Annotated in this window: 5 protein-coding genes; all 5 read right to left on the bottom strand. The window is 66.3% G+C overall.

Annotation, left to right across the window (positions count from 1 at the left end; translation table 11 throughout):
* Window positions 1–108 precede the first annotated feature (108 nt).
* The 5 genes from TSH20_RS33620 to TSH20_RS33600 all read right to left on the bottom strand — a co-directional run bounded on the left by TSH20_RS33620 (window position 109) and on the right by TSH20_RS33600 (window position 5,136).
* Window positions 109–882, bottom strand: coding sequence for an L-iditol 2-dehydrogenase (locus tag TSH20_RS33620; protein ID WP_109157794.1), 774 nt, complete (start codon window positions 880–882; stop codon window positions 109–111).
* A gap of 14 nt (window positions 883–896) precedes the next feature.
* The gene (locus tag TSH20_RS33615; RefSeq protein WP_109157795.1) at window positions 897–1,922 is read right to left on the bottom strand and encodes an ABC transporter ATP-binding protein; all 1,026 of its coding nucleotides are present in this window, start codon (window positions 1,920–1,922) and stop codon (window positions 897–899) included.
* A gap of 12 nt (window positions 1,923–1,934) precedes the next feature.
* Complete coding sequence (locus TSH20_RS33610) at window positions 1,935–2,771, bottom strand: carbohydrate ABC transporter permease (protein WP_348770476.1); 837 nt, start codon at window positions 2,769–2,771, stop codon at window positions 1,935–1,937.
* Window positions 2,768–3,640, bottom strand: a complete 873-nt coding sequence (locus TSH20_RS33605) for a sugar ABC transporter permease (RefSeq protein WP_109157797.1) — start codon at window positions 3,638–3,640, stop codon at window positions 2,768–2,770. Before TSH20_RS33605 ends, TSH20_RS33610 begins: the two co-directional genes overlap by 4 nt.
* A 185-nt stretch (window positions 3,641–3,825) precedes the next feature.
* A complete protein-coding gene (locus tag TSH20_RS33600) occupies window positions 3,826–5,136 on the bottom strand; it encodes a sugar ABC transporter substrate-binding protein (protein ID WP_109157798.1) in 1,311 nt (436 codons plus the stop codon).
* Window positions 5,137–5,464 lie beyond the last annotated feature (328 nt).

Genomic DNA, 5,464 nt, shown 5'->3' with positions numbered 1-5,464 from the left:
GGGTGAGGGGGGAGGCAAGGATCAGGGATCCATGTCTGGATTGCCCCTCACCCTTCCCATGCTTCGCATGGGCCCCTTCCCTCTCCCGGGGCGGGAGAGGGAGGCGTATCAACTCATCCAGTTGCCGCCGTCGACGTTGTAGGTTTGGGCGACGATGTAGTCGGCCTCACGGCTGGCCAGGAAGATCGCCATGCCGGTCAGATCCTCCGCGCGGCCCATGCGGCCGAAGGGGACCGCTTCGCCGACTTGGCGCTTCTTCTCGCCGGGCTGGAGGCCCTCATGTTTGGCGAACAGGGCGTCGACGCCGTCCCAATGCTCGCCGTCGACGACGCCGGGGGCGATGGCGTTGACGTTGATGCCGTGCTTGATCAGGTTCAGGCCGGCCGACTGGGTCAGGCTGATGACCGCCGCCTTGGTGGCGCAATAGACGCCGACCAGCGCCTCGCCCCGCCGCCCGGCCTGGGAGGCCATGTTGATGATCTTGCCGCCGCGGCCCTGCGCAATCATCTGCTTCGCCACCGCCTGCAGCGTGAACAGCGTGCCGGCGACGTTGATCGAGAACAGGCGGTCGTAGCTCTCCCGCGTGATCTCGACGATGGGGGCGAGGTCGAATAGGGCGGCGTTGTTGATCAGGATGTCGATGCCGCCGGCCCGCTCCACCACCGTGGCGACCGCCGCGTCGATGGAGGACTGGTCGGTCACGTCGAGTGCCACGGCATAGGCGCCGGGACCGATCTCCGCCGCCGCCTGCTCCGCCGCCGCGAGGTTGATGTCGGCGATGGCGACGGTGGCGCCCTCCGCGACATAGGCGGCGGCGAAGGCGCGGCCGATGCCGCGGGCGGCGCCGGTGATGATGGCCGATTTGCCGTCGAGACGTTTCATGGAGGTGGGGCCTTTCATGCCACTTTGACTTCGGCGGCGGCGGACAGGGCGTTGCCCTGGGCGTCGAAGCGGTGGAGCTTTTCGCTCTGCGGCGTCAGCCAGACGCGGTCGCCGTGGCGCACCGGGAACTCTCCGCCGGCCCGCGCCACCATCGTGCCGATGCCGTCCACCTGCACATAGACGAAGGTGTCGGAGCCCAAATGTTCGGACACGGTGACGGTGCCGGACCAGCGGCCGCTTTCGGTCGACAGCGCCAGATGTTCGGGACGGATGCCGATGCAGTCGGCGCCGTCGCCGCGCGCCGCCTCGCCCTCGATGAAGTTCATGCGGGGGGAGCCGATGAAGCCGGCGACGAAGCGGTTGCGCGGGCGGCTGTAGAGGTCGATGGGGGAGCCCACCTGCTCGATCCGGCCGGCGTTCAGCACCACGATCTTGTCGGCCATGGTCATGGCCTCCACCTGATCGTGGGTCACATAGATCATGGTGGTGCCGAGGCTGGCGTGCAGCTCGGAGATCTCCAGCCGCATGTTGACGCGCAGCGCGGCGTCGAGGTTCGACAGCGGCTCGTCGAACAGGAAGGCGGTCGGCTCGCGGACGATGGCGCGGCCGATGGCGACGCGCTGGCGCTGGCCGCCGGAGAGCTGGCCGGGGCGGCGGTCGAGATAGCTGGTCAGGTTCAGGACCTTGGCCGCCGCCTCCACCTTGCGGTCGATGGCGGCCTTGTCCAGCCGGGCCATCTTCAGCGGGAAGGCGATGTTGTTGCGCACGGTCATGTGCGGATAGAGCGCGTAGGACTGGAACACCATCGCCAGCCCGCGCTGGGCGGGCGGCAGGGCGGTGGCGTCCTTGCCGTCGATGCGGATGGAGCCGGACGACACATCCTCCAGCCCGGCGATCAGGCGCAGCAGCGTGGACTTGCCGCAGCCGGACGGGCCGACGAACACCACGAACTCGCCATTGCCGATGGTGAGATCCAGCGGTGGGATGACGGCGATGTCGCCGAAGCTCTTGGTGACGCGGTCGAGCGTGATCTGTCCCATAGCGGGGTCCCCCTACTTCACGGCGCCGAAGGTCAGGCCGCGCACCAGCTGCTTCTGGCTGAACCAGCCGAGAACCAGGATCGGCGCGACCGCCATGGTCGAGGCGGCCGACAGTTTCGCGTAGAACAGCCCCTCCGGGCTGGAGTAGCTGGCGATGAAGGCGGTCAGCGGCGCCGATTGCGAGGCGGACAGGTTCAGCGTCCAGAAGGCCTCGTTCCACGCCAGGATGATGTTCAGCAGCAAGGTGGAGGCGATGCCGGGCACCGCCATCGGCAGCAGGACGAACAGGATCTCGTCGCGCAGGCCGGCGCCGTCCATGCGGGCGGCCTCCAGGATCTCGCCGGGAATTTCACGGAAATAGGTGAACAGCATCCAGACGATGATCGGCAGGTTGATGAGCGTCAGCACGATGACCAGACCGACGCGGGTGTCGAGAAGCCCGAAATCGCGGAACAGCAAGTAGATCGGGATCAGCACGCCGACCGGCGGCAGCATCTTTGTCGACAGCATCCACATCAGCACGTCGCGGGTGCGCTTGCCGGGTACGAAGGCCATCGACCACGCGGCGGGAACCGCGACCATCAGGCCGATCAGCGTCGATCCGACCGAGATGACCACCGAGTTCCAGAAATGGAGGAAATAGTCGGAGCGCTGCTGCACCTCCGTGTAATTCTCCAACGTCCAGTGGAAGGCGAGGAAGGAGGGTGGGCTGGCGATGGCCTCGGCTTCGGTCTTGAAGCTGGTCAGCGCGGTCCACAGGATGGGGAAGAAGATCACGATCCCGATGGTCCAGGCGATCAGGGTCACGACCAGCTTCTGGCGGTTGGTTGCGGCGCGCGCCATGGTCAGATGTCCAGGTTGCGGCCGATCATCCTCATCAGGAAGACGGCGACGATGTTGGCGAGGACGACGGCGACGATGCCGCCCGCGGAGCCGCCGCCGACATCGAACTGCAGCAGCGACTGGGCATAGACGAGGTAGGTGATGTTGGTGGTGGCGGTGCCGGGGCCGCCGTTGGTCGTCACCAGGATCTCGGCGAAGACCGACAGCAGGAAGATGGTCTGGATCAGCGTCACCACCGTCATGGCGCGGGCCAGATGGGGCAGGATGATGTGGATGAAGCGGTCGACCGCGCCGGCGCCGTCCATCTCCGCCGCTTCAAGCCTTTCGCTGTCGAGCGATTGCAGGGCGGTCAGCAGGATCAGCGTGGCGAAGGGCAGCCACTGCCACGTCACGATCAGGATGATCGAGGACAGCGGCGCCTCGGCCAGGAAGTCGAAGGGCTGGAGGCCCAGCCCCCTGGCGATGGCGGCGAACAGGCCGTTCACCGGGTTCATCAGCATGTTCTTCCACACCAGCGCCGACACGGTGGGCATGACGAAGAAGGGGGCGATGATCAGCAGGCGGACGATCCCCCGCCCCCAGAAAGGCCGGTCGAGCAGCAGGGCCAGCCCGATCCCGCCGGCGATGGTCAGCACCAGCACCCCGCCGACCAGGGCCAGCGTGTTGCCGAGTGCGGCGAAGAAGGCCGGATCGGTCAGGAAATACTGGTAGTTCAGCGTGCCGATCCACTCCTCCTGCCCCGGCATCAGCAGGTTGTAGCGCAGGAAGGAGAAGTAGAGCGTCATCGCGAGCGGGATCAGCATCCAGCCGAGCAGCAGGACGACGGCCGGAGACATCGTCAGGCGCGCGGCTGCGCGCGAATGGGCGGTGGCCATGGCTCGACCCTTGGGGAACGACGTTGCGGGGCGCGGCCTTCTTCCGCCGTCATCCCCGCGAAGGCGGGGGATCCAGGAGGCTTCGCAGTTAAGCCGCTGAGCAGTCTGGATTCCCGCATTCGCGGGAATAACGGCCGAATGAGGTATTGCCGTGATCGGAGAGGACGGAGGTCGGGCGTGTGCGCTTACTTGATGTAGCCGGCCTTGGTCATCTCGCGGGTGGTCAGGGCCTGGGCGCTCTGCAGGGCCTGGTCGGCGCTCATCTGGCCGGCGAGGGCTGCGGAGAAGGCTTGGCCCACCGCCGTGCCGATGCCCTGGAATTCGGGGATGGCGACGAACTGCACGCCGGTGTAGGGGACTTCCTGCACCGTCGGGTGCTGCGGATCGGCGGCCTGGATCGACTTCAGCGTCAGGTCGGCGAAGGGAGCGGCCTTGCGGTATTCGGGGTTGGCATAGAGCGAGCTGCGGGTGCCGGGCGGCACGTTGGCCCAGCCCTCTTCCTTGGCGACGAGGTCGAGATACTCCTTGGAGGTCGCCCAGGAGATGAAGGCCTGCGCGGCGTCGCCCTTCTTGCTGCTGGCGGGAACCGCGAGGCTCCAGGCCCACAGCCAGTTGGACCGCTTGCCGAGACCGGTGTCGGGGGCCAGCGCATAGCCGACCTTGTCCGCAACCTTGCTCTGCGCCGGGTTCGAGACGAAGGAAGCGGCGACGGTGGCGTCGATCCACATCGCGCATTTGCCGGTCTGGAACAGCGCCAGATTCTCGTTGAAGCCGTTGGAGGAGGCGCCCGGCGGGCCGGCGTCCTTCATCAGGCCGAGATAGGTCGTCAGCGTCTGCTTCCAGGGATCGGTGTTGAACTGCGGCTTCCAGCTCATGTCGAACCAGCGGGCGCCGAAGGAGTTCGCCATGGCGCTGAGGAAGGCCATGTTCTCGCCCCAGCCGGCCTTGCCGCGCAGGCAGATGCCGTAGACCTCGTTCTGCTTGTCGGTCAGCTTGCGCGCGGCGTCGCCGATGAAGCTCCAGGTCGGCGCCTCCGGCATGGTCAGGCCGGCCTTCTCGAACAGGTCCTTGCGGTACATGACCATCGAGCTTTCGCCGTAGAAGGGCGCGGCGTAGAGCGTGCCGTCGGTGGTCAGGCCGCTGCGGATGGAGGGCAGCAGATCCTCGACGTCATAGTTGGCGCCGAGCTTGTCGAGCGGCTTCAGCCACTTCTGCTTGGTCCAGATCGGAACCTCGTAAGTGCCGATGGTCAGGACGTCGTACTGGCCGCCCTTGGTGGCGATGTCGGTGGTGATGCGCTGGCGCAGCACGTTCTCTTCCAGCGTCACCCAGTTCAGCGTGATGTCGGGATGGGCCTTGGTGAAATGATCCGACAGCTTCTGCATGCGGATCATGTCGCCGTTGTTCACCGTGGCGATCGACAGCGTTTCCGCCTGTGCCGAGCTGCCGAGAAACGCGGCGACCGCCGCGCCGATCAAGGATAGCGCACGCTTCATTCCAGTTTTCCTCCCCAATGTCCTGTCCGGCCGCGCCCTGGCTTCTGTCCTGCCGGCCTCTGCGACGGATCGCCCGACCTCCGGATGCATCCACGGCATTCGGTTTGTAGGGCACACGAACACTATGGCGCAGGAGGCGGAGGGGTGCAATAGATAAATCACATTGATTTTGATATTCGGGGGCGTATGGCACTGGTGCGGACCTTGGCGTTGGTTGCACTTTCGTATAGGCGGAGTATGGTTCCCTCTCCCGCCCCGGGAGAGGGAAGGGGCCTGCCGCAAAGCGGCGGGAAGGGGGAGGGGGAATCCAAACATGGATTTCTGATCC

The organism is Azospirillum sp. TSH20, from assembly GCF_003115935.1.
Taxonomy (GTDB): Bacteria; Pseudomonadota; Alphaproteobacteria; order Azospirillales; family Azospirillaceae; genus Azospirillum.
Note: the sequence above shows the minus strand (reverse complement) of the source record. Positions and strands in the feature narration are given on the sequence as shown.

Bases quoted from the DNA above. Each gene is read 5' to 3' on its own strand.
- TSH20_RS33615 (WP_109157795.1), bottom strand. From the start codon at position 1,922: ATGGGACAGATCACGCTCGACCGCGTCACCAAGAGCTTCGGCGACATC.
- TSH20_RS33605 (WP_109157797.1), bottom strand. From the start codon at position 3,640: ATGGCCACCGCCCATTCGCGCGCAGCCGCGCGCCTGACGATGTCTCCG.
- TSH20_RS33600 (WP_109157798.1), bottom strand. From the start codon at position 5,136: ATGAAGCGTGCGCTATCCTTGATCGGCGCGGCGGTCGCCGCGTTTCTC.
- TSH20_RS33620 (WP_109157794.1), bottom strand. From the start codon at position 882: ATGAAACGTCTCGACGGCAAATCGGCCATCATCACCGGCGCCGCCCGC.